The sequence below is a fragment of the Scytonema millei VB511283 genome (assembly GCF_000817735.3).
Lineage (GTDB): Bacteria > Cyanobacteriota > Cyanobacteriia > Cyanobacteriales > Chroococcidiopsidaceae > Chroococcidiopsis > Chroococcidiopsis millei_B.
On sequence record NZ_JTJC03000002.1, the window covers coordinates 703,717 to 726,029 of the forward strand.

Consider the following 22,313-nt stretch of genomic DNA (forward strand, 5'->3'; position numbering starts at 1 on the left):
CTAGCGATCGCTCGCTTCCACGAATATATCTCTAAGGATTTGCAGGGCGACTTGAATTTGAGCGCTGTCGATAACTAATGGCGGACAAAAACGAATTGCTGCTTTGCCACAACCTAAGAGTAACAAACCCTTTAAGAAAGCCAGATCGACAATGCGATCGCGTCGCTCTGGATCTAACTTACCATCTGCATCAAAAACATCAACTGCCACCATCAATCCTTTACCGCGTGGAGGGGAGATACAAGAAAATTGCTGTGACAGCTCCGTAAGCCCGGACATCAATAAGTTGCCCATGTTTTGAGCATTTTCAATCAAACCATCTTCCAACAACCGTAAGGTTACGTTAGCCGCCGCACAAGCCACGGGATTACCCCCAAATGTCGTAGCGTGAGAGCCGGGTTGCCAAGTCATCAGGTGCGATCGCGCTAAAATTGCGCCCAAAGGTAGACCGCTAGCAATGCCCTTTGCCAAAGTAATAATATCCGGAACTACACCCCAATGCTCGATCGCGAATAAGCGCCCAGTCCGACCCATCCCCGCTTGCACTTCATCGACAACCATCAAAATACCGTGGCGATCGCAAATCTGCCGAATTCGTTTTAAAAAACCATCTTCCGGCACAATATAGCCACCTTCCCCTTGAATCGGTTCGACGAAAATTGCTGCAACATCTTCTGGGGGAAGAACGGTAGGAAAAAGCTTTGATTCTAAATAGTCTAACGCTGCATGAGTGCCATAGGGAATGTGAGTCACTCCTGGTAGTAGAGGACCGAAGTGCTGACGTTGCACGGCTTTAGAACCCGTCAGCGACATTGCCCCGTAAGTACGTCCGTGGAACGCACCCAAGAAAGCAACAACCTGAGAACGTCTTGTATGGTAACGAGCAAGTTTCAGCGCCCCCTCATTAGACTCAGCTCCAGAATTGCTAAAAAAGACTTTTGCCGGAATCAGAAAAGGGGCGCGAGTCGCTAAATTTTCCGCCAACTCCACCATCGACTCGTAGTAAAAATCAGTCCCCGACATATGTAGCAAATTGGCAGCTTGGGCTTGAACTGCTGCGACAACTTCAGGATGAGCGTGTCCAGTCGATGCTACGGCAATACCTGCGGTTAGGTCTAAAAATACGTTACCATCGACATCTTCCACCATGCAGCCTTCACCACGGGCAACCACAAGCGGATAGCCACGGGTATAGGAAGGAGAAGTAACAGCGCGATCGCGTTCTACCAATGCTTGAGCGCGGGGACCAGGTAAGGAAGTCACTAACTGAGGCACGCGCGGCAGAGGGCGTTTAGTTGGGATACTTAGCATAGAGAAAGGACAAGGGGGACAAGGGGGACAAGGGGGACAAGGGGAATAACTACCAACTACCAACTACCACTTTTCAGTGATAACTGATAACTGACAACTGATAACTGGTCACTGATGACTGATTCTGTCTCCTTTTTGACCAAAAATACACCATAAGCCCGATACCTTCACGATGATTTCTAAATTAATAATTATGAATTCTGAGTTCTCAATTCTGCCATGCTTGCCCTAGTTGTTGCCGTACTGATTGTCATTTCTGGTTCTGCCCTCTGTTCTAGCGTAGAAGCTGCTTTATTTTCTGTCTCTACACTTAAAGCCAGACAGCTAGCGCAGTCAAAAAATCCTGCCGCAGTCGCACTACTAGCAATTCGCGATCGCATGAATCGCCCGATCGCCACAATCGTGATTCTCAATAATATTTTCAATATTGTTGGTAGTATTGCGATCGCCCGTATTGCCGAGACAGTTTTAGGTAACACTTTATTGGGGGTTTTTTCTGGACTTTTGACTTTTCTGATCATCATCTTTGGTGAAATTATTCCCAAAACTTTAGGCGAACGATATTCTCAAAGATTAGCGCTCCTTGCTGCTCTACCTGTAACTGCACTGACTTTTATTTTCACTCCGTTAGTTTGGATCATGGAGAAAGTCACAGCACCTTTTACCCGCAAAGAAAAACTGCCGACTACAAATGAATCGGAAATCATGCTACTAGCAAAGATTGGCTATCAAGAGGGAATTATTGAAGATGATGAAGCCGAAATGATTCAGAGAGTGTTTATGCTAAACGACCTCACGGCTGCCGATTTAATGACTCCTAGAACAGCTTTAACTTACTTACGAGGTGATTTGACTCTAGCTGCAAGCAGAGTAGACATAATTAATTCTCAGCACACGCGAATTATTGTTATAGAAGATTCATTAGATCGAGTTATTGGAGTTACTTTAAAAGATGAACTTCTGACCGCAATGGTAGAAGGAAAGCGCGATCGTAAAATTGCTGAATTCACCCGTAAAGTTCGATTTGTGCCAGAAACGATTCATGCCGATCGCTTGTTGAGAGCATTTCAAAAAAGCCGCAATCACCTCGTCGTCGTCGTCGATGAATATGGCACAGTTTCCGGTGTTGTCACTCTTGAAGACGTATTAGAGATCCTTACAGGCGAAATTGTCGATGAAACAGATAGAATCATCGATTTGCAAGCAGCGGCAAGAAATAGATTAGCAAGAATGTTGAAAAGATAGGATTTTCTTTTTGACTTTTAACTTTTGACTTTTGACTTCCTCATTCTCGGTTATCAATTTGGGCGCGTTGCAAACTTCCAGAATAATCTACATAAACAGTCTTCCATTCTGTAAACACATCTAAAGCCGCAGTTCCTACCTCCCGATGTCCGTTCCCTGTCTGTTTCATACCACCAAAAGGCAAATGGACTTCTGCCCCAATTGTAGGACCGTTAATATAAGTAATTCCAGCTTCAATATCGCGCATTGCCTGGAACGCCAGATTGACATCGCGAGTGTAAACAGAAGAAGATAAACCGTATGGGGTGTTGTTGAGAATTGCGATCGCCTCTTCAAAAGAATCGACTTCTATTAGTGCCACTACGGGACCAAAAATTTCTTCTTTTGCTACGCGCATCTCTGGCGTGACTTTATCTAATATTGTTGGCTGAAAGAAAAAACCATGTGCGAGATTTTCTGTATTAGCTATCTCCCCACCAGTTAATACTTTTGTCCCCTCAGCACGGGCAATTTCTAAATAATGGTTTACCCTTTGCAATTGGGCAGAATTAATCAGCGGTCCTACTTCAGTTTGCGGATCTGTACCAAGACCTAATCGTAACTGATGAACTCTTTCTAACAACAAGTTAGTAAACTCTTCCTTAATATCGCGGTGGAGGATCAGCCGACTCGTAGCAGTACAGCGCTGTCCGCTAGTGCCAAAAGCGCCCCAAACAGCCCCATCTAGAGCCAGTTGTAAATCGGCATCTGCCATCACGATTTGAGCATTCTTACCCCCCATTTCTAAACAAGAACGCTTGTGAGTGCGTCCGCAAACAGAACCCACCTCAGCCCCCGTTTCTGAAGATCCGGTAAACGACACCAAATTTACGTCAGGATGTTCGACTAACGCCCGTCCTGTCTCTTCTCCCAAACCATGCACGATATTAACAACGCCATTTGGTAAGCCTGCTTTGTGAAATAACTGGCTGAGATAATGAACGCAAGTTGGAGTATCTTCCGCTGGCTTGAGAATGACTGTATTACCGCAAATCAAAGCGGGAAAAGCTTTCCAGCAAGGAATAGCCACAGGAAAATTCCAGGGAGTGATGAGGGCGCAAACTCCTACAGGTATCCGCATTGTCATCGCGAACTTATTAGGCATTTCTGAAGGGGTAGTTTGCCCAAACATCCTTCGTCCTTCTCCTGCCATGTAGAGGGCGCAATCAATGCCTTCTTGCACGTCTCCTCGCGCTTCTGTCAGGGGTTTACCCATTTCCCTGCTAATGAGTTGAGCGAGTTTCTCTTTGTGTTGGAGCAATAATTCTCCTGCACGATAAATTATTTCAGCACGGGCGGGAGCAGGTACGAGTCGCCAAGATTTAAAGGCTCTACGGGCAGCTACTACGGCTGCATCGACATCAGCAGCACTGGAACGGGGAAAAGTTGCTACTACGTCACGCCAGTCAGAGGGGTTACGGCTTTCTAAAGTTTCACCTGATGCGACAACCCATTGACCGTTGATGTAATTCTGGCACTCTAGCAGGGGGGCGGTCATGAGGCAGGACCTCCAACAATTTCTGTAATTCTATGGTAGTTGGTAGTTGGTAGTTGGTAATTGGTAGTTGACGGCTAACTCGCGCTACGCAGCATAAGTTGTTTGTAAAGCGAATGAGAGCGTCGATCTCAGTAAAAATACGATTATTTTGTTGATGGTGTTTATTAAAATGACAAGTTTCTATAGTTTTGAATTAAGTGAGTGTGAATTTACACTGTGATTTTAAATACCTATGCCATACTGATTTTAGTTCCACTAAGTTATAGATCCGAATTTCTACGTAGTTCTCTGGCAGTTAGTTAAGTTTACACAAATTGGTGTACAACACTTGTTTGCAGCAGTAAGGCTCTATATCTGATTGCGAGGCAGCTAAATTTATTTTTTTGTAACTAGGCTACTTCAGTAAAACTATGCCATAGAAGATCCCCCCAATCCCCCTTAAAAAAAGGGGGGGGTAAGAATGGTCTAGCTTTCACTTTTCTCCCTTAAAAAAGGGAGTAGGTTAAGAATGCTCTCCAAGTAAATATTAGCAACAAATCATAAACGTAATAGGTTGTAGTCAGACAATGCTTCTGTTTGGAAAAAACCCTTTAAATAACAACCAGCAAACCCCTAGCTGGAATGACAGCGATCGCCTCATTTTTAACTGGTTTAAAGATATCGGCTTGCGGGAATCATTATTACTATCAATTTATGCATTTGGCTTAACTACAGTAATTTATCTTACTTGCCAAAATACCCAACCTTCATTCGCATCATCAAGGGTTGTTAGACAAGATCTTCTGGTGGAAAATTTAGATTTTGCTGGTACAATTTATCCAGCCAAAAAAATGAATATTTCTGCTAATTCAGCAGCAGTTGTAAAAAAAATCTATGTTGATATTGGCGATCGCATTCAGCCCGGTCAACCGATATCAAAACTAGAAAATTTAGTGGATTTGCAAAAACTCGATCGGTTGCGAAAAGAACGATTTCAGACTGATTTAGAACTTGAAAAAGCTCGACAACAACACGAAAACGCTGCTCAAAAAACAGTGCAACTCCAGCTACAAACATCAATAATTAATCGCAAAATCGGAGCGATCGCCCAGCTGTATGATACAGAGTTACGTCTGAGTACGGCTAAATCGAGTTTACAATTATGGCAACAACAGCAAGGTGTCGTTCAAAAAGCTAAAGGCATATACCTAAGAGCAGCAATGCAGCACGATCGCCTTAAGAAATTAGCTAGACAGGGGGCAGTTTCTGCAAGCGAAGTCGAGCGATCGCAAGCTAAGTTAGCCGCCGCTAAAACAAATTTAGTTAAAGCAGAAACAGGCGCAATCATACAAGAAATCGAGCAACAACAACGCCGACAATGGCAACTTCGCAAACAACTAACGCTACTCGAACACCAACAACAACTTGCTGCGATCGAAGGGCAGACACAACTTGCTCGTTCGCAGTCTCGTCAAGCAACTCAGAGGCTCAATCTGCTTCACCAGCAGCGTTCTCTGTTACCAAAAGAATCAGAACTCACAGGATCGTTTCCAGTCACGGCTCAAGCAGCAGGCGTTGTTGTCAATTTGCCCGTAGTTGTGGGCGATCGCATTTACGCAGGTAAAAGTTTAGTAGAATTAGCGCAACTAAAATCTTTAAAAGTACGAGTTTCTGTTAGTACTAGTTTAATTAATACATTACGTTTAGGACAAAGAGCAGTCGTACAACTGGGCAAGGCAGCTGAAGCCAAACAATTTGAGGCAACAGTCGTGACAATTAATCCGATTCCAGAGCCAGATCGGACTCATATAGTCGAGGTACAATTTCAAAACCCGCAGGAAGCTTTATTAGTCGGTCAAACTGCTAAAGTTCGCTTTGTTGCAGAAGAATAGAGCGTTAAGGACAACGTGGATGGTATCCTCCGTAAACGCAAATATAAGCAATCTGCTGGGCATCTAAATTTTTCACCTGGCTAAAATTAACACCCTGCACTAATGCTGCTTGAGTATATTCTGGTGGCGTGGCAATGAAGCGATCGCCTGATGCCGGAGGTTGAGGACTAAACAGGATCGTCCCCTGGAAGTCAGCCCCTGCTAAATTTGCCCCACGCAAATCTGCCATTCGCAAATCTGCCTGACGCAGGTTGATGTTTTGCATTTGGGCATGACTTAAATTAGTGTTGCTGAGACGCGCTAGGCTCAAGTCAGCATGACTGAGATTGGAATGACTCAGATCCGCACTCGATAAATCTGCCCCCTGCCAATTCGATTTGGTTAAATTAGCTGACTGCAAGCGCGTGCCTAAAGCACTGACGCGGCTCAAGCGGGCTGCGTGTAAATTAACATCAGACAAATTTGCCGTACTTAAGTTTGCTCCTGTCAAGCTAGCATCTACGAGAGTTGCTGCTTGTAAATTAGCCCCTACGAGTTGGGCGCTACTGAGATTAGCATGACCGAGACTAGCAGCAGATAAATTGGCTTGGTTTAGATTTGCCTGCATCAGCTCGATCCGCTCCATCGGTACGCGGCTGAGATTAGCTTTAGTTAGGTTAGCACCCTTCATCTGAGCATGACTCAAATTGGCGATCGCGTCGTCAAAAGTATCCCAGTGCCGATCTGCCCCAGCATCGCGCCACTGGCTGGATGGTAGACTCGCGTGGTTCAGATTAGCACCTTTGAATCCTATGCCAGCAAAATTGACCCGTTCTAGCTCTAGAGTAAAAACCCGCTCTTGACTAGTGCTAGGGGCAAGATTAATGCGGCTCAAATCGATGCCCTGTAACCTACCACCATAAACTGCCAAAATTTTGCCGATCGCCTGTTGAGTGGCTTGCAATTGTTGCGTCCTGCGAGCTAATTCAGTAGGGCTACTACTATAACGTCCGGCAGCTATTTCATTGGCGACCGATTGGTTCAAGCGGTGTAAATATGGCAAAGCCGAGGAACCAGAACTAACCAAAGCTTGCTGTACCGTGGCGATAATTTCGCGACGTTGCTCTTGTCCGAGCAAATCGACAAGTAACTGAAGTACCTGCGGATCGCCAATCGTACCCAAAGCCAGAATTGCCCTTTGGCGATCGCTTAGGGTAGTCCCACTAGCATCTAGGTGTTGAATGAGAGTGAGAAACTGCGTGCTTTTATTCTCTGCTAACTGCCGTTGGTATTTTTGCGCCTGAATGTAGATTTGAATTCCAATCAAGGTTCCTAATACTGCCACCATGCAGGACAAAAAAGCTAAGAATAGTAATAAATTCGGATGTTGGCGCATCAACTGCCACCAACTACGCCGCACTTTCGGTTTATTAATGACAGATTTAGCAACTGATGGCTGAGTCTGTAGCTGAGGCGAAGGACTATTATAAAGCCCCTTGCTCCCTGCTCCCTGCACCGAAGCGCTCCCTATTAACTGTTTCGCTCTAGTCCCAGGCAAAATAGTCATAGCGCGATTGGCATCCACTACGTAAGTGCCTGCAATTAAATCGTGCCAACAACGCCGCTGACGGTGAAAACGGGCAGTCATGCCTTCACCTAGTACGAAGAAACAAGACAAACCGAAAAATATGCCCAAATGAGGAAAAGCCGTCGCCCGCCACATAATATAGGCTACGGAGAGTGGTAAGCCCCACATTCCCAAAGTTTCTCGGATCGCGATCCGAGATAGACCTGGAACCGTGCCAGCAGCAGAAACAACCCGTACCCCCAACCAGCGCTTGGGTAGAGTACTGCCTGTTTTTCCCAGTAAATACAGCTGCCATCCCCCTACTAACAAAGGAGTGATGACAGCGACAGACCAAAATATATTCGTTAGGGGTGTGACGAGACGGCGATCGCTCGGTTCGGCGGATATAGTTAGGGTACTGGCGATCGCTTTTTGAGTTAGGGCGACCACTGGATTTGGGGTGACTTGCTCCCCTGATGGCTCCAATTTTGCCTGTTCTCCTAAGCTATAGGGTATCAGTCCGCTGAGTGCAACGAGCGATACTTCTACTGCCCATGCCGCAAAGCGTCTAGTTGCTAGTGGTAGCGGTTTGCTTTTCGCCTGCACCGAACGACGAGCGCGATTGGCATTTCTCCTCACACTTGAATTCGCCATCTTAATAGTTCCCCTTCTCGTTGTTTTCACTCCTCGATCGCAGACATTAAGTTATCAGTTCTTTGTTTCAGTATTGCGACTGACAAAAAACCGATATCCTACATACAACACCAGTGCCAGCACTCCTAAGCTGATGACAGCTGCTACTAGGTTTAGCACCGCTCTGAGAATTGCAATTCCAAACACAGCTCCAACACTTATGACTATAAGCTTGCTGACACGCGATAGATGACTAAACCAATTAAAAAACTGTCCCAAAGGCGATGGCTCGCTAGCAGCGATTTTTGTCTCTTGTACTATCTGTGGCGTTGCAGGCTGCGATCGTGCTACCTCCGCAGATGCCGAATTTGCTTCTCTTTCTAGTTGTTCTAAGCGTTGTTGCAAATCTTGTTCTGATTGAGGATTCATATGCTTTTACCAAAAAGTAAGAGAGTGGCGAGCAGTCACGAGTCACAAGGTCACAAGTCACAAGTCGGAAGCATCTAGCCACCAGCCACTCGTCACTGCTCACTGTTATTAGGGCGATTGTAGCTAATGCAAAGCACAACTACACGCCGACTTGGATAGGAAAACTTGACAAACAACTAATATAGCGATTCTATTTGAGTCATGAACCGCTCGTTGTGGTGGTTGACGGTTAACAGTTGACAGTTGACAGTTAACCGTTAACCGTCAACCGTCAACCAGCAATAACCCAGATTCACAAATCATTTAGGCTCGCTATATATGTTCGTTATGAATGGTTTTCCGCCCAAAAAATGGAGAAATTACGCAAGTTTTTGAGAAAAGTCAATTGTTATAATTAGACTCAATAGCGGTCTAACGATCGCTGTAAATTAATTGCGAATTACAGCTAAAACTCTATCAAAAGAAGCAGATTTAACAGTGGAGGTTATGAAGTAGTAACAGATTCAGCCTTGCGATAGTTGCAGTAAATCCAAATATTTGATTCTTGAAAAGCAAATAAATGTCCTGCATTTCAGGTGATTTAAACCTAGTAATTGAAAGTCCGTAAGTGGATAAATAAAATGACAAAGCAAGCTACTATGTACAAGTTAATAAAGTGGACTATCCTACCTTCCATTTTAATTATGAGTTGTGCGATCGCAGCTACAACTTTCGCTCAGGAAGCAGTAGTAAAAGTCCCCCCCCAATTAGAAGCAGACCCTCTAGTTGTTAAAGGTAGATCTGGAGGAGAAAAAAACAGCGATTGCGGTAACATCAGTACGACTCCCAGTCAGGTGCTACAAGTACCAGAACCTTTACCATATCTCAAGCTACAAGTACAGAGCGAAGGAGAACCTACACTACTGATTGAAGGACCAGGAAAACGGCGTTTTTGCGTACTGGCGGATACAGCAGCAGGAGAAGCTCCCGAAATCTCGGGTTACTGGGAAGCAGGAAAATACTCGCTATACGTTGGCGATCGCACTCAAGGACAATATCCCTATACCCTTTCAATCTCTCAGAAAAAAGGTGAATAGATTTGTCATTGGTCATTCGTCATTTGTCATTGGTTAACACTGCACTCACGACCAATGACAACTGACAACTGATAACTGTTCACTGATAACTGACAACTGAATTATGACTCTTCCGCGCTAGCTGCGACTTCCACAGCTTGCACGTCAATCGTCCCTGGAGGTGTTAAGCGATTCAGCTTGCCTTGCTCTACTTTCAAAAGTTCGCCACAACTAGGACACTGAAGTTGGGTACGATTGAGTGCTGCTAGTTCGTAGCTACACACCGGACATTCAGACTGAACGAGGTTGCGTTGCAGCCACCAGCGAAACCAGACGAATGCGATCGCTGGAGCCAACAATAGCAGTCCCATTAAAATTAGAAATGAGTTGACCAACCAGCCAAGACCTACCGCACCCAATAACCAGATGAAGAGGAATAGGGTGAGCCAACCGGAGAGGCGGGAAAAACTAAGTTGAAAAGACTTGAGGCTCATGTTCTTTCTATTAAGCTGCTCTGCCTCTAGGATAGCTAGGGGTCGGGAGTTTTAGGGGCGGGTTTTCAGCATACCTATCGCAGAGCAAACAATTCTACGGTTAAACCCGCCCGTACAGGGGAGTAGGAGAATTGTAAAAAATTTGTCATTAATTACACAACACCAATTACCCTGCGCGATTTATGTCTTAACTTCTTGGCGGTTTTTATCACTTTTTACAATGAGTAAGCAGTTTCTGCCGTCAGCAGCCCGTTCGTATACGACTCGATCTGCTAAGCGCCGCAATAGAAACCAGCCATAGCCTCCTTCTTGTAAGGTTCCTGGTTTAGGTTCGGCAATTGCATCGGGATTAAAAGGCTGACCCCGATCCCAGATTCTAATCTCAATGCGATCGCTCCATAATAACAGGTCGATATCTATCGCCGTTTCTCGCGGTAGGGCTTGATGGGCGTGTCTGACCGCATTCGTAAATCCTTCTGCTAAAGCTAAATTTAAGCGATATAGTTGACCCTCAGACCAAGGTATTTGACCGCTATGTTGAAGACAAAAATCTTCAAACCAGTCTTGTACCTGGTTCAGTAACTTTAAATCGCTACACACCCTCAGATGATTTTGCTCCAACATGCCACGGCTTGACCGCGATCCGATGTTAATTGCTTGTCAACTCAATAAATGTTTACTTATTCTTTTTTTATTCTGTAATCGCGACTACTATCAAGCCTCTGTAACTAAAATTGACACCTGTTAACGTTTCTCATTCAGTAGATATACTTTTTGAGAAACCCACAGGTGTCAAGACAAATCCGTACTCAATACACTTGATTAAGTGCAGAACTGAACGATTAGAACAGACCGAAAGTGAAAGATTTGTCGATCGGGAAAGCAGCACCAATACCGAGCCACAAGGTAACTAAAGTACCAACTAAAAACACAGTTGTTGCGACTGGACGGCGGAAGGGATTTTGGAACTTATTGACATTCTCAATAAATGGAACCAGAATTAACCCCAGTGGTACGGAAGCCATCAGCACGACTCCCAATAATTTATTGGGAACTGACCGCAGAATTTGGAATACTGGGTATAAATACCACTCAGGTAAAATTTCCAGAGGCGTAGCGAAAGGATTTGCTGGTTCGCCTACCATTGCTGGGTCTAGTACGGACAAAGCGACTATACAAGCACCCGTTCCCAAAATTACCACAGGGAAAATATAGAGCAAGTCGTTAGGCCAAGCAGGTTCGCCATAATAATTATGACCCATGCCCTTAGCCAGCTTGGCACGTAATTGAGGGTCGCTCAGGTCTGGTTTTTTTAGTGTTCCCATCTTTAAAGTTGTTCTCCTTTGTTTCAGTTATCAGTTATCAGTTAACAGTTAACAGTGACAACTGATAGCTGTTAACTGTTAACTGTAATTACAACGGACCAGAAATACCTTGCTTGCGGATCATCAGGAAATGCAGCAGCATGAAGACAGCGATCGCCCAAGGTAAGACAAAAGTATGAGCGCTGTAGTAGCGAGTTAGCGTTGCTTGACCTACACTCGAACCGCCGCGCAATAAGTCAGCAATGAGAGTACCGACGACTGGAATTGCTTCTGGTACGCCACTAACGATTTTTACCGCCCAATAACCGACTTGATCCCAAGGTAAAGAGTAACCCGTTACACCAAAGGAAACAGTAATGACTGCTAAAATCACGCCACTAACCCAAGTCAACTCACGGGGCTTTTTAAAACCGCCAGTGAGATAAACGCGGAATACGTGCAGGATCATCATCAGTACCATCATGCTGGCTGACCAGCGGTGGATGGAGCGGATCAACCAGCCGAAGTTCACATCTGTCATGAGATACTGTACGGAAGCATAAGCTTCAGTTACAGTCGGCTTGTAGTAGAAAGTCATAGCGAATCCAGTCGCAAACTGGATTAAAAAGCAAACCAGGGTGATACCACCGAGACAGTAAAAAATGTTGACGTGTGGGGGGACGTACTTACTGGTTACATCTTCAGCAAGAGCCTGGATCTCCAAGCGCTCCTCAAACCAGTTGTATGCTTTTGAATCAGTTACCTGTTTACTAAACATCAACCAAAAGTTCCTAAAAATGGATTGCGTCTGTTCAAATTCCCGATCGTCTTTGCAGGGATCGTCTTTTCAAGGTCTTCTAATGGCTGGAAATCCAGTCACTTCGATCTTAATTGCGATCGCGAACAATTTGCTCGTCCAGACTGCATCAGATTCTATAAAAAAAGTAACATAGTCGAGAGGACAGTTGGAAGAAGTTGTAAGTCGTAAGTCGTAAGTCGTAAGTTGGCTGTTGGTTTTTTTCTCCCTCAGCTCCCCCAACTTCGCGGCTCTCCCCCTGCTCCCTGTCCCCTACTCCCTGATAACTGAATCACTGATAACTGATGATGTCAAAGCGAATTTTCCAGATCGGAGTTTTGTTGGTCATGCCAATTCTGCTAGCGTTGGGTATTTGGACTCAGCCAGCAACCGCCATCACGGAAGAGCAGAGAGTGGTAGTAGAAGCATGGCGAATTGTCAATCGCGCCTATCTGGACGATACGTTTAACCATCAAAATTGGTCGGCAGTGCGGCAACAAGCACTCAAACAACCCCTTGACAACCCAGAGTCAGCATATACAACAGTCGAGAAAATGCTGGCAAGTTTAAACGAGCCTTTCACTCGCTTTTTACGACCAGAACAGTATCGTAGTTTACAAGTTAATACTTCTGGCGAACTGACAGGTGTAGGACTGCAAATTGCCCTTAATCCAAAAACAGGACAGTTAGAGGTCGTAGCACCAATTGCTGGTTCTCCAGCGGAAAAAGCAGGTATTCAATCTCGCGATCGCATTCTCAAAATCGATGGTATTCCGACCACCCAATTAACTCTAGATGAAGCAGCAGCCAAAATGCGGGGTCCGGCGGGTAGTAAAGTCATGCTGATCGTAGAACGGGATGGTTCGCCAAAAGAAATCCAGGTAGCCCGCGATCGCATTGCTGTCAATCCCGTAGTTGCCCAACTTCAAACCTCACCTAGCGGAGCAGAGATCGGCTACATACGCCTGATTCAATTTAATGCCAACGCCACAGCAGAAGTTGCCCACGCGATCGCCAATTTAGAAAAACAAGGTGCCAATGCATACATTTTGGATTTACGCAATAATCCTGGAGGCTTATTGCAATCGGGAATTGAAATTGCCCGTCTGTGGTTAGACGAAGGCACGATCGTCTATACGGTTAACCGCCAAGGCATCCAAGGAAATTTTGAAGCTTTTGGCTCGGCATTAACTCACGACCCCCTAGTCGTCTTAGTCGATCGCGGTACGGCTAGCGCCAGTGAAATTCTCGCTGGAGCGCTGCAAGACAACGGACGAGCGAAAATTGTTGGTGAAAAGACGTTTGGTAAAGGCTTAATTCAATCTTTGTTTGAACTATCTGACGGTTCCGGTATGGCTGTTACCGTTGCCAAATACGAAACCCCAAGTCATCGAGACATTCACAAGCAGGGCATTGTCCCAGACCTCAATGTAGCTACCGATCGCCTCAGCCGCGACCAAATCGCCACCGCAGCAGACCCACAATACTTAGCAGCAGTAGAATTATTAAGCAATACACCAGCTATTGCTAAAAGCGACAAATGATTTGATGGGAATGGGTAATTGGTTGTTAGTTGACAGTTGACGGTTAACGGTTGACAGTTGACGGTTGTTTTTTGCTCCCCCAACTTCCTCTGCTCCCTGCTCCCTACTCTCTGCTCCCTGCTCTCTGCTCCCTGCTCTCTGCTCCCTGCTCCCTACTCTCTGCTCCCTGCTCTCTGCTCCCTGATAACTGATAACTGATAACTGGTCGCTGATAACTGATAATAAAGCAGAAGTTGTTAAGCGATCGTTATGTTGCGACAAGTATCTTTAGGAAAGCTAGGTTTAGTTGTTGGTGGTTTAATTACGATTGTGGGATTCGTTGCCTATTTTATTGATAATCCCACACTCAACCTTGTGGGTTTTTTTTATGGCATTCCCCTTTTATTAGGAGGTTTGGCGTTGACGGCAGCGGAACTGAAGCCAGTGCCATACACTCAACCAACTTCCCCTGAAGTAGTTGCTTTGCGCCAACAGCAAGCTACAGCAACTCAAAATCAAGTCCGTCTGGATATTACCCGCTATCGTTACGGTCAGTCAGCTCATTTAGATACAGCGTTAGAACGGCTGGGACTTGCGCCAACAGATGAAGAAAGACCGATTGTTAAAGGCGTGCGAGAAACACAAATCGATGGTGCTTATGGGTTGATTTTAGAATTTGATTCTCCCTTCGTGACACTGGAACAGTGGCAAAAAAAACAAGACAAAATGCAAAGTTTTTTTGGTCCTGGGGTACGTGTTGAAGTCACGCAACCTGCTGAAGATGAGATTGAAATAGCAATGATTGCGGCTTCTAGCCAAGAGACTTCCAGCTAGGTGTTAGAACAGTAGCTAACACCATACTTAGCAGGAAGCGATCGAATGCTAGAAGGAATGACCGATGCTATTAACTCTTTTGGATATCTGGGCATCTTCCTGCTAGTTTTAATCGCTCCAACTCCACCAGAAATTGTTTTACCCTTCGCGGGTTTTTTAGCTGCTCAAGGCAAGCTCAGCTTACCATACGCGATTTTAGCTGGAGTTTTGGGTTGTACTCTATCAATCGTACCTTGGTACTTAGCAGGTAAATACTTGGGCGAACGGCGCTTGAAAGTATTTGCTAGGCGCAACCGCAAGTGGTTAAAACTCTCCTTTGGAGAAATAGAGCGAGCCAAACAATGGTTCGATCGCCACGGTGGGAAAACTGTCTTTTTTTGTCGCCCCATCCCCAGCGTCCGCACGTTAATTGCGCTACCAGCGGGTATTAGTGGCATGAGATTGCTACCGTTCTTATTCCATGTCATATCTGGTGAGGCAATCTGGCAAACTGCCTTGGCTTATGCTGGATACCTGCTTGGCAGGCGTTATGCAGTCGTTGTTTGGTATACCGCTCCCATTGCCAGAATTTCAATTGCTGTACTCCTGTTAGCACTCCTATTCTGGTTAATTAGGCGTAACAGGTCGAATAGTTAAACTGCGGTGACGTTAAGCTAGTTTACCAGTGCGATCGCCTGCCAAACACTTACACCCTGCTCCCTGCTCCCTGCTCCCTACTCCCTGATGTAGCAGAAATTTGTTGCAAGAAAAACTCTTCCAAAGAAGGACGAGACAAATTCATGCCGACGATCTGCCCGCCGAGAGAACGCAACTTTGCCAGAAAATCGTAGGGTTCGCCACTAAGTTCGCCTTTCCAAGTCCCATCGGCTTCTATTTGCAAATTAGTTAACCATTGGCAGAGTATTTCTACATCACCACCTTTGCCTTTGACGTGATAAGCATCAGTCGTTCCCAATAATTCATCCAGGGAACCGCTACAAATTAAATTTCCTTGAGCTAGGATGGCAACGCGATCGCAAATTTGCTCGACTTCAGACAAGATATGACTGTTGAAAAAAATAGTCTTGCCTTGAGCTTTGAGAGAAAGAATAATCTGTCGCATCTGGTAGCGTCCTAACGGATCTAAACCAGACATCGGTTCGTCTAAAAACACTAATTCTGGGTTATTGATCAAAGCTTGTGCCATCCCTACCCGCTGCACCATACCCTTAGAATATTGGCGTAGTTGCTTTTTGCGGGCAGCAATTAAAGGCAGTCCGACTAATTCCAGCAGTTGAGGAATGCGCTGACGTTGAACGCTGCGGGGAATTTGAAACAGTCCCGCTGCCATTTCTAAAACTTCCCAACCAGTTAGATAGTCGTAGTAATAAGCATTTTCTGGTAAATAGCCAATGCGTTGTTTGATCGGGCGATCGCCTAAAGGTTGACCTAATAATAAACCTTGTCCGCTCGTGGGGCGAAGAATACCCAACAATAATTTTAAGAGCGTTGTTTTACCCGCTCCATTCGGTCCCAGAAGACCAAAAGTTTCGCCCTGATATACCGTTAGAGAGCAACCTTTGAGCGAGGGAATTTTCTGATTCATCCAAAAGCCAGTCCGGTAAACTTTCCGCAATTGAGAAGTTTGAATGACTGCTGGGCGCTCGGAAGGATTAGATTCAAAAGTAGGCGAATCAGTAGTAACAGTCTTCATCGCGTCAAACTACCTTTGCTCCAAACAAAAATGACAACAGTTATTATGGCTCACTCGATCGCTCCATGCCGACAGCGATCGCACCTATACTCATCCTAGTTAAGATTATTGGTGAGGATGAGCTGAGGAGGCTGAGGAGGCTGAGGGAGCTGAGGGAGTGAAGAAAGTTAAGTATGGGTAAAAATGCCAGATTATATATAAGTAGTAAAAAAAATTAACTTTTGAGGCAATTCATGAACCGCTCAAAAATCGTTGCTATTATCACAGGGGCAATTTCAATCCTACTGGCGATCGCCTATCTCCTCCTCGTGCAACTACTAGACTTTCGTGGCGAAATGCAACCAGCACCAGTCAGTCAGTTATCAGTTGTCAGTTATCAGTGGCTAGTGGCTGGTGGCTGGTGACTAGAAATGCTCCCTTGTCCCCCAAGTCCTCCTTGTCTCACACCTAGCGGGGATAATGCTCAAATAGATAACTCTTAGCCTCCGTGCGATCGCGGATAGTTCCATCTAGGGTGGCAGCAAGTAGATCGTCGAGAATTTGACGATATTGAGGTCCGGGTTTGTATCCCAATTGTTTCAAGTCGTGACCGTTTAATAGTGGTTGGACGTTAGCCCCATGGGTGACATATTGCCAGACAAGCGATCGCACAGGACGAGGACTGCGTAGAGCAATTAAGATTAGCATCGGTAGGTCGTATTGCCGCAACAAGTCAAATACTTGACTGGGTAGCCGACAAGAAGGTAAAGCTGTCAAAACTCGCTCCTGTGCCTGTTGCAAATGGCGCAAGCGATTAATACTGTCATCGGGTAATTGTAAATTTTGGGCAACGCGATCGCGGTATTCTGGGGCAAGATAGGCGATGAGAACCTCTAGACGTAACAGCCAATCAGGAGTGAGGAGTGAGGAGTGAGGAGTGAGTGGTAATATTTCTCCTCTGCCCCTCTGCCTCTCTGCTCCCTTTCCCGACTCCCGACTCCCGTACGGGCGGGTTTCCAAACCCGCCCGTACCGACTCTCGATTAAATCGTCTCAAACAACGCTCCAAAAACCGCAACTGCTGCCAAAGAGCTTTATCTAGTTTCAAAGTTTCATGCAGGCATTGCAAAGCATCTAAATCTCCCAGTAAACGTAAAGCTGCTTGCCAGTAGGGTGCTTGCAAAATGTATTTCAGCTCGTTTTTCAATCGCGTTTGTAAGGCAGGCGCTCTGGAATTATTGCCTTGTGTGCGTTTGTAGATACCGCTATTAATGGCATAGCGAATATAATTTTCCGTCTGAGGTTCGATCGCGAATTCTAAACGAACGGCAAAGCGGACGGCACGATAAATTCGAGTTGGGTCTTCGATAAAGCTGTTGGGGTGTAAAACCCGAATTTCCTTTGCCTGTAGATCGAGCAATCCGCCAAAGAAATCTAACATTTCCCCCGCTCTTGGTGGTGTCAAACGGACGGCAAGGGAATTAACTGTAAAGTCGCGTCGATACAAGTCTTGGCGAATGGAACTCGCTTCTACTTCAGGATTGGCAGCAGGATAGGGATAAAATTCCGTGCGTGCAGTGGCAATATCAATCCAAAGAGAGCCGAAAATAGGGTCTTTGTGCCACAACAATGCTGCTGTTTGAAATGCCCCATGAATTTCGAGACGAGCAGCAGGGTAAAGTTGCTGAAGGGCGCGAGCTAACTCTACTCCCGCCCCTACATCAGCAGCGCGATGAAAGCCATCTACAACTAGATCGATATCTTGTAGATACAGGGGTGCTGCACCGTTCTGTTTTGCCAACAGTAAATCGCGCACTCCTCCCCCAACCAAATACAAGTGCCAACCGCGTTGTTCTGCCTGGGCAGAAGCCTTAGTCAACAATTCCCAAAAAGGTGCAGCAAGGCGATCGCTCAACAATCTTAAGAATGCCCCAGGTGGAATAATCCCAACAGCATTCCCTCTCACCCCTCGCTCCTCGCTCCTCGCTCCTTCCTGATGCAATTCTCGCAGTACGTCGGTACGGGTGACGATGCCACGCAATTCTCCGTCTTGCAACACTGGCAAGCGTCCGATATCGTATGTCACCATCAACGCTTGAATTTCTGGCAAGGTTGTATCTGGGGTAATAGTCTTGATATTTGTCGTCATATACCCCTTGGCGGGAGCGTGACTGAAGCCGTGGTGCAGGGCAATATCAAGATCGCGGCGGGAAATAATTCCTACCAACTTGCCTGTAGGATCGACCACAGACAATCCAGAGTGACCGTAACGCAGCAAAATCCGTTGTGCCTCGGCAATAGTTGTATCTGGGCGGATCGTGCGAACGGGGGATGACATTAATTCCCTAGCTGTCGGCGGATGGGGAATCGTGGCTTTGAGTCGGTCTACCAAGTGTTGTAAAGTTGCCTGCCCATCGACACCCCGTAACGAGAGGGATGCAGCTTGAGAATGTCCCCCACCGCCGAGGGGCTGAAACAAGTCATTTAGATTTGTCCCAGGAATTTGCGATCGCCCGATAACTGTCAGCCTTTCCTCACCACTGTCTCCCAAAGCATACCTTGCCCCCAGTAGGACGGCATCGCTTTCGGTCAATTCCATCAGCCGTGCTGCCAAGCTAGATAATCCAGATACATAACCTGGAGTTTTTAGCAAGACCCAAGTGACTGTATATCCCCGCAAGCGATCGCAGTGGAAGTTATCCAGTGCCTCAGTTAACAATGCTTGCAACTGCGGTGAAAACCCAGGATCGATGTAATCCCGCACGACATGCAAGCTAGCTCCCTGCTGCATCAACCATGCTAGAGCCAACGCATCGCGATGGTTAGCTTGGTCAAATGAAAGCGAACCCGTATCAACGTGGATGCCTAACGTCATCACAGTTGCTTCAAACGGCGTAATTTCCACCTGCTGAACTTGTAATTCTTCGACAATTAGCGTCGTAGTCGCTCCCACATCAGCAATATGAGTTGCCGTAGCCGAAATATCGCTGTCAATTTCTAAGTGGTGGTCGTAAACAACAATCTGTTCGACTTGGGGCAAATCCAGCCACTCCGCCGCCGCACCCAAGCGATCGCGGTGTTGTGTATCGACGACGATCAGCGATCGAATTTGTTTCGGATTCACAGAACGGCGCTCGATCAAAGCATATTCGTCTCGATGCAGTGCCAAAAAATCCTTTACCGCTGGATGACTACCACCCGTCAGCACGATCTTCGCTCCCGCCCACAGCCGCGACAGCCCCACAGCCGCACCCAAAGCATCAAAATCCGCTGTTGTATGACAAAGAATTAAGTCCATGAATGAGGAGTGAGGAGCGAGGAGTGAGGAGTGAGGGAGACTAGGGAGTGTGGGGAGTGTGAGGAGAGGAGATTAAACAACTTCTGGCTCCTGACTCCTGACTTCTAACAAATAACCAATGACGAATGACCGATGACGAATGACCACTCCCTATATTGTGACAATTTCTGATAGGTTACATATAGGTTATAAGCAAAATTAGCAAGCTTTAAGCTTAATCTAGATCTGTTCTGGTTTGTTGCTGTGTAGGGAGACATACTGATGTTATCTGCTTTGTTTCAATTGACTTTAGTTGCCCTGGTATTCTTGTCCTTTGCTTTGGTGATTGGCGTTCCCGTGGCTTACGCTACTCCCCAAAATTGGGTGGAATCAAAAAGGCTGCTTTGGATCGGTTCGATCGCCTGGTTCGGTCTAGTGATCGTCATCGGTGTTTTGAACTTTTTGGTTGTATAAGCAACTTAAGGCGATCGCCCTTGTCGATCGTCGCGATTGACAAGCAAGCGATCGCTACTTTGTAGAGACTTACACGTAATGTCTTTACGCTGACAACTGACAACTGATAACTGACAACTGATTTAGTAATGGCAGTTTTCGAGGGAACTTTTACTCAGACAGAACCTTTACGGTTTGCGATCGTCATCGGTCGGTTTAACGATTTAGTCATTGGTAAGCTGTTAGAAGGATGTCAAGATTGCTTGAAACGTCATGGCATCGATCCGAATCCTCACGGCAGTCAAGTCGATTATGCTTACGTTCCTGGTAGTTTTGAAGTGCCAATTGTGGCGCGACAATTAGCATTATCTCATCGCTATGATGCCGTGATCTGTCTTGGAGCAGTCATTCGCGGTCAAACTCCCCATTTCGATTATGTTGCGGGAGAAGTAGCTAAGGGCATTGCTGCGGCAGGATTTCAAACTGGCGTACCAGTCATTTTTGGTATTTTGACTGTAGACTCGATGCAGCAAGCTCTGGAAAGAGCCGGAATTAAGAGTAACAAGGGTTGGGACTACGCCATGAACGCGATTGAGATGGCTAGCTTGATGCGGCAACTACATGCCGATATAACTGTAGAGTCTTACAACAATAATTCTCAATCCTTGCCCGCTGCCTCGTTGAAAAGTGCCGTTGCTAACGAGCGATCGCCAATTGCAGAAAGTGGCGAGTGACAATGCAGGAGTAGCAAGTGAAAAATGCTACTCAATACTCTGAAAAATGGTGGGTAGCGTTAGTTATATGCGCTACCTTTTTTGTCTAGTAAAAATCCTCCAATAGAGGTATATCAATAAGTCGAAATTAGGTTAAGTTCGTGGCAGTTGAAGTCTTTGCTTTGAGCCGATCTCCAGCGCATATATTGGCATTAATCTAGTGACAAACCACAAGTTATTAATGTACGCTATCAAACATAACTTTCCAGTTTAAAGCAGACCAGAATATATTTTAGGTAGCACAAATGCGAGGAAACACAATTGGTATTGAGTTAGAACCAGAAGATATAGAGTTATTGACAAGAATTGAACGGGAAACGGGTAAGTCAATTCACCAACTCACAGGTGAAGCCATTAGAAATACTTATAATACAAAATATAATAATAGCGATGGCGATGATGCTACTCCTCTGCTAGAGGCTATAGACAAAATCGGCAAACAAGTGCAGCAAGTCATGGTAGCTGTAGAAAGACAGCGCCAGGAGATCGAGCTATTTTCAACTAGCCCAAAAAAACACTTACAGCAATCGTACCCCCCCCCACATAGTATTTATACCTAGTACCAAAACTTAAGAAGGGACAAGGGGGACAAGGAGGACAAGGGGGACAAGGAAGCAGGGGAGCGCAAGGTTGCTGAGGGAGCGCAAGGTTGCTGAGGGAGATAAAATAACTAACTGGTCACTAGTCACTGGTCACTGTCACCCTACACCCTACACTCTGTTCCCAGGTTCCTGACAATCGCGGAAAAAAGCTTGACAAACTCAGCCAAATCTGCGACATTAATAAATGCACAGTAAATTGCGGGTATAGCTCAGTGGTAGAGCGCAACCTTGCCAAGGTTGATGTCGCGCGTTCGAATCGCGTTACCCGCTTAAGGTAAGTCGAAAAAATAAAGCAAAGTTCAAAGGAATAAGTTAATTAAACGATCGCTTCAGTCGGAGCCAAAGGACTTTTATCTGTTCTAGAATCTCAGATAGGAGGTAAAATCTACCAACCTCGCGTTGCGTTAAGCAACAACAAACAATCTGAGTCGAGCGCAAATAACTTGGCATTTGGAAAATGTAATGGAAAGCTGAGAATTATTTGGTTAGACTTAGGAAGTATTATGTAAACTCGTAGGATAGCCACATTTTGGTTCTACGGCGGCTCGTGCAACCTCAAAAGACCCAAAAAATCGATCTGAGTGTAGATTACCCTTGTCCCTGTCGCCGACACGGGCGATTAATTCCGATTACGCTGACAGAAGCATTTGGTTGCGATCGCTGTCAGCAACTCTTCGTTGTGGAAGAAAACGGGTATGTATTAGAACAATTATCCACCAGCTACCCTTACAAGAGAGCATGGCGCTGGCTGGGCAATCGCTGGAGCGTAGCTAAGCCACGTTTGGGACAGAGCTATCTTCCAGTAGCACTATTAGTAGTGTTTGGGCTGCTAATTTTTTGGTTGCCTTTGGCACTGCGATCGCCACACCATGCCAGTATTCTAGTATGGGCATTAGTAGCAGTACTCCTAGCAGTACTGCCAGCACTAATGGTCTGGCTGATTTACAGACGTTAAGTCG

Annotated in this window: 22 protein-coding genes and 1 tRNA gene; 12 read left to right on the forward strand and 11 right to left on the reverse strand. The window is 45.8% G+C overall.

All coding sequences use genetic code 11. The features are described 5' to 3' along the window. Positions 1 to 1,311, reverse strand: a complete 1,311-nt coding sequence (locus tag QH73_RS10915) for an acetyl ornithine aminotransferase family protein (RefSeq protein WP_039716404.1) — start codon at positions 1,309 to 1,311, stop codon at positions 1 to 3. Between the two features lie 219 nt (positions 1,312 to 1,530). On the opposite strand from QH73_RS10915, the gene QH73_RS10920 reads away from it, so the two are divergent. Next, the gene (locus tag QH73_RS10920; protein WP_039716403.1) at positions 1,531 to 2,556 is read left to right on the forward strand and encodes a hemolysin family protein; all 1,026 of its coding nucleotides are present in this window, start codon (positions 1,531 to 1,533) and stop codon (positions 2,554 to 2,556) included. Positions 2,557 to 2,596: 40 nt separating this feature from the next. Here the strand turns inward: QH73_RS10920 and QH73_RS10925 are convergent, their stop codons facing one another. After that, positions 2,597 to 4,093, reverse strand: coding sequence for an aldehyde dehydrogenase family protein (locus QH73_RS10925; RefSeq protein WP_039716402.1), 1,497 nt, complete (start codon positions 4,091 to 4,093; stop codon positions 2,597 to 2,599). A gap of 566 nt (positions 4,094 to 4,659) precedes the next feature. On the opposite strand from QH73_RS10925, the gene QH73_RS10930 reads away from it, so the two are divergent. Further along, positions 4,660 to 5,964, forward strand: coding sequence for an efflux RND transporter periplasmic adaptor subunit (locus QH73_RS10930; RefSeq protein ID WP_039716401.1), 1,305 nt, complete (start codon positions 4,660 to 4,662; stop codon positions 5,962 to 5,964). 4 nt (positions 5,965 to 5,968) lie between these two features. On the opposite strand, the gene QH73_RS10935 is transcribed toward QH73_RS10930, so the two are convergent. Together QH73_RS10935 and QH73_RS10940 are read right to left on the reverse strand one after the other, a co-directional pair. Further along, complete coding sequence (locus QH73_RS10935; RefSeq protein WP_039716400.1) at positions 5,969 to 8,164, reverse strand: pentapeptide repeat-containing protein; 2,196 nt, start codon at positions 8,162 to 8,164, stop codon at positions 5,969 to 5,971. Positions 8,165 to 8,218: 54 nt separating this feature from the next. After that, positions 8,219 to 8,572, reverse strand: coding sequence for a hypothetical protein (locus tag QH73_RS10940; RefSeq protein WP_039716399.1), 354 nt, complete (start codon positions 8,570 to 8,572; stop codon positions 8,219 to 8,221). A 620-nt stretch (positions 8,573 to 9,192) separates the two neighbouring features. On the opposite strand from QH73_RS10940, the gene QH73_RS10945 reads away from it, so the two are divergent. Next, positions 9,193 to 9,648 carry a hypothetical protein gene (locus QH73_RS10945; protein ID WP_039716398.1) on the forward strand — a complete coding sequence of 152 codons (456 nt, stop codon included), beginning with the start codon at positions 9,193 to 9,195 and terminating at the stop codon, positions 9,646 to 9,648. Positions 9,649 to 9,749: 101 nt separating this feature from the next. Here QH73_RS10945 and QH73_RS10950 read toward each other — a convergent pair whose 3' ends face one another. The 4 genes from QH73_RS10950 to petB form a co-directional block, all read right to left on the reverse strand. Further along, on the reverse strand, positions 9,750 to 10,121 hold the full coding sequence (locus QH73_RS10950) for a hypothetical protein (protein ID WP_039716397.1): 372 nt from the start codon (positions 10,119 to 10,121) through the stop codon (positions 9,750 to 9,752). A gap of 180 nt (positions 10,122 to 10,301) precedes the next feature. Beyond that, positions 10,302 to 10,745, reverse strand: a complete 444-nt coding sequence (locus tag QH73_RS10955) for an ATP-binding protein (RefSeq protein WP_015156070.1) — start codon at positions 10,743 to 10,745, stop codon at positions 10,302 to 10,304. Between the two features lie 218 nt (positions 10,746 to 10,963). Beyond that, positions 10,964 to 11,446: a cytochrome b6-f complex subunit IV gene (gene petD, locus QH73_RS10960; RefSeq protein WP_039716396.1), complete on the reverse strand. Its 483-nt coding sequence runs from the start codon at positions 11,444 to 11,446 to the stop codon at positions 10,964 to 10,966. An 88-nt stretch (positions 11,447 to 11,534) separates the two neighbouring features. After that, on the reverse strand, positions 11,535 to 12,203 hold the full coding sequence (gene petB / locus QH73_RS10965) for a cytochrome b6 (RefSeq protein WP_039716395.1): 669 nt from the start codon (positions 12,201 to 12,203) through the stop codon (positions 11,535 to 11,537). Positions 12,204 to 12,526: 323 nt separating this feature from the next. On the opposite strand from petB, the gene ctpA reads away from it, so the two are divergent. Further along, positions 12,527 to 13,765 (forward strand): carboxyl-terminal processing protease CtpA, encoded by a 1,239-nt coding sequence (ctpA, locus tag QH73_RS10970; protein WP_039716394.1) that lies wholly within the window; start codon positions 12,527 to 12,529, stop codon positions 13,763 to 13,765. Here ctpA and QH73_RS10975 read toward each other — a convergent pair. After that, entirely contained in the window at positions 13,727 to 14,026 is a 300-nt protein-coding gene (locus tag QH73_RS10975; RefSeq protein WP_132866905.1) for a hypothetical protein, read from the reverse strand. The genes ctpA and QH73_RS10975 overlap by 39 nt on opposite strands. Between QH73_RS10975 and QH73_RS10980 the strand changes: the two genes are divergently transcribed. Together QH73_RS10980 and QH73_RS10985 are read left to right on the forward strand one after the other, a co-directional pair. Further along, complete coding sequence (locus QH73_RS10980) at positions 14,015 to 14,578, forward strand: DUF2854 domain-containing protein (protein WP_039716393.1); 564 nt, start codon at positions 14,015 to 14,017, stop codon at positions 14,576 to 14,578. The two genes, QH73_RS10975 and QH73_RS10980, sit on opposite strands and share 12 nt — an antisense overlap. A 45-nt stretch (positions 14,579 to 14,623) precedes the next feature. After that, positions 14,624 to 15,214: a DedA family protein gene (locus QH73_RS10985; protein WP_039716392.1), complete on the forward strand. Its 591-nt coding sequence runs from the start codon at positions 14,624 to 14,626 to the stop codon at positions 15,212 to 15,214. A gap of 49 nt (positions 15,215 to 15,263) precedes the next feature. Here QH73_RS10985 and QH73_RS10990 read toward each other — a convergent pair whose 3' ends face one another. After that, positions 15,264 to 16,271, reverse strand: a complete 1,008-nt coding sequence (locus QH73_RS10990; protein WP_039716391.1) for an ABC transporter ATP-binding protein — start codon at positions 16,269 to 16,271, stop codon at positions 15,264 to 15,266. Between the two features lie 233 nt (positions 16,272 to 16,504). On the opposite strand from QH73_RS10990, the gene QH73_RS10995 reads away from it, so the two are divergent. Further along, positions 16,505 to 16,675, forward strand: coding sequence for a hypothetical protein (locus QH73_RS10995; protein WP_165587659.1), 171 nt, complete (start codon positions 16,505 to 16,507; stop codon positions 16,673 to 16,675). A gap of 43 nt (positions 16,676 to 16,718) precedes the next feature. Here QH73_RS10995 and QH73_RS11000 read toward each other — a convergent pair whose 3' ends face one another. Then, complete coding sequence (locus tag QH73_RS11000; protein WP_039716390.1) at positions 16,719 to 19,547, reverse strand: CBS domain-containing protein; 2,829 nt, start codon at positions 19,545 to 19,547, stop codon at positions 16,719 to 16,721. A gap of 261 nt (positions 19,548 to 19,808) precedes the next feature. Between QH73_RS11000 and psbZ the strand changes: the two genes are divergently transcribed. The 5 genes from psbZ (at position 19,809) to QH73_RS11025 (ending at position 22,309) form a co-directional block, all read left to right on the forward strand. Continuing rightward, positions 19,809 to 20,000: a photosystem II reaction center protein PsbZ gene (psbZ, locus tag QH73_RS11005; RefSeq protein WP_039716389.1), complete on the forward strand. Its 192-nt coding sequence runs from the start codon at positions 19,809 to 19,811 to the stop codon at positions 19,998 to 20,000. Between the two features lie 128 nt (positions 20,001 to 20,128). Next, complete coding sequence (gene ribH, locus QH73_RS11010; protein WP_039716388.1) at positions 20,129 to 20,713, forward strand: 6,7-dimethyl-8-ribityllumazine synthase; 585 nt, start codon at positions 20,129 to 20,131, stop codon at positions 20,711 to 20,713. A 284-nt stretch (positions 20,714 to 20,997) separates the two neighbouring features. Further along, positions 20,998 to 21,312, forward strand: a complete 315-nt coding sequence (locus QH73_RS11015; protein WP_039716387.1) for a hypothetical protein — start codon at positions 20,998 to 21,000, stop codon at positions 21,310 to 21,312. Between the two features lie 240 nt (positions 21,313 to 21,552). Continuing rightward, positions 21,553 to 21,624, forward strand: a tRNA-Gly gene (locus QH73_RS11020). Between the two features lie 277 nt (positions 21,625 to 21,901). Further along, a complete protein-coding gene (locus QH73_RS11025; protein ID WP_015156083.1) occupies positions 21,902 to 22,309 on the forward strand; it encodes a hypothetical protein in 408 nt (135 codons plus the stop codon). The last annotated feature ends 4 nt before the right edge of the window (positions 22,310 to 22,313 follow it).

Coding starts and splice junctions, on each gene's coding strand:
- QH73_RS10915 (WP_039716404.1), bottom strand. CDS start 1,311: ATGCTAAGTATCCCAACTAAACGCCCTCTGCCGCGCGTGCCTCAGTTA.
- QH73_RS10920 (WP_039716403.1), top strand. CDS start 1,531: ATGCTTGCCCTAGTTGTTGCCGTACTGATTGTCATTTCTGGTTCTGCC.
- QH73_RS10925 (WP_039716402.1), bottom strand. CDS start 4,093: ATGACCGCCCCCCTGCTAGAGTGCCAGAATTACATCAACGGTCAATGG.
- QH73_RS10930 (WP_039716401.1), top strand. CDS start 4,660: ATGCTTCTGTTTGGAAAAAACCCTTTAAATAACAACCAGCAAACCCCT.
- QH73_RS10935 (WP_039716400.1), bottom strand. CDS start 8,164: ATGGCGAATTCAAGTGTGAGGAGAAATGCCAATCGCGCTCGTCGTTCG.
- QH73_RS10940 (WP_039716399.1), bottom strand. CDS start 8,572: ATGAATCCTCAATCAGAACAAGATTTGCAACAACGCTTAGAACAACTA.
- QH73_RS10945 (WP_039716398.1), top strand. CDS start 9,193: ATGACAAAGCAAGCTACTATGTACAAGTTAATAAAGTGGACTATCCTA.
- QH73_RS10950 (WP_039716397.1), bottom strand. CDS start 10,121: ATGAGCCTCAAGTCTTTTCAACTTAGTTTTTCCCGCCTCTCCGGTTGG.
- QH73_RS10955 (WP_015156070.1), bottom strand. CDS start 10,745: ATGTTGGAGCAAAATCATCTGAGGGTGTGTAGCGATTTAAAGTTACTG.
- petD (WP_039716396.1), bottom strand. CDS start 11,446: ATGGGAACACTAAAAAAACCAGACCTGAGCGACCCTCAATTACGTGCC.
- petB (WP_039716395.1), bottom strand. CDS start 12,203: ATGTTTAGTAAACAGGTAACTGATTCAAAAGCATACAACTGGTTTGAG.
- ctpA (WP_039716394.1), top strand. CDS start 12,527: ATGATGTCAAAGCGAATTTTCCAGATCGGAGTTTTGTTGGTCATGCCA.
- QH73_RS10980 (WP_039716393.1), top strand. CDS start 14,015: ATGTTGCGACAAGTATCTTTAGGAAAGCTAGGTTTAGTTGTTGGTGGT.
- QH73_RS10985 (WP_039716392.1), top strand. CDS start 14,624: ATGCTAGAAGGAATGACCGATGCTATTAACTCTTTTGGATATCTGGGC.
- QH73_RS10990 (WP_039716391.1), bottom strand. CDS start 16,271: ATGAAGACTGTTACTACTGATTCGCCTACTTTTGAATCTAATCCTTCC.
- QH73_RS10995 (WP_165587659.1), top strand. CDS start 16,505: ATGAACCGCTCAAAAATCGTTGCTATTATCACAGGGGCAATTTCAATC.
- QH73_RS11000 (WP_039716390.1), bottom strand. CDS start 19,547: ATGGACTTAATTCTTTGTCATACAACAGCGGATTTTGATGCTTTGGGT.
- psbZ (WP_039716389.1), top strand. CDS start 19,809: ATGTTATCTGCTTTGTTTCAATTGACTTTAGTTGCCCTGGTATTCTTG.
- ribH (WP_039716388.1), top strand. CDS start 20,129: ATGGCAGTTTTCGAGGGAACTTTTACTCAGACAGAACCTTTACGGTTT.
- QH73_RS11015 (WP_039716387.1), top strand. CDS start 20,998: ATGCGAGGAAACACAATTGGTATTGAGTTAGAACCAGAAGATATAGAG.